At 66.3% G+C, this 285-nt stretch carries 1 protein-coding gene; it reads right to left on the bottom strand.

Translation table 11 applies throughout. The annotated features are described in order from the left end of the window. Positions 1-285 (bottom strand): phosphopantetheine-binding protein (locus tag PY650_RS36975; protein ID WP_285885071.1); only part of this gene is annotated, 285 nt, incomplete at both ends.

Genomic DNA, 285 nt, shown 5'->3' with positions numbered 1-285 from the left:
TTGCGGACCGGCTCGGCTCAACACCTCGACAATGCTTTGTGCCAGATCGGACAGCACCGGCTTGGCGAACAGCGTCGTCAGCGGCAGTACCACGCCGAAAGCCTGCGACAGCCGGCTCAAGAGCTGCACGGCCAGCAGCGAGTGGCCGCCGAGTTCGAAGAAGTGGTCGTGGCGTCCGACCCGCTCGAGCCCGAGCAGCTCCCTCCAGATCTGCGCCAGCGTCGTCTCGATCTCGCCTTGCGGCGCCTCATAGGTGCGTCGCGCATAGGCGTCGTCGTCGGGAAC

Source organism: Martinezella calliandrae, assembly GCF_030272695.1.
GTDB lineage: Bacteria > Pseudomonadota > Alphaproteobacteria > Rhizobiales > Rhizobiaceae > Rhizobium > Rhizobium calliandrae.
The sequence above is the reverse complement of the archived record's forward strand: the minus strand, read 5'-3'. Positions and strand labels throughout refer to the sequence as shown.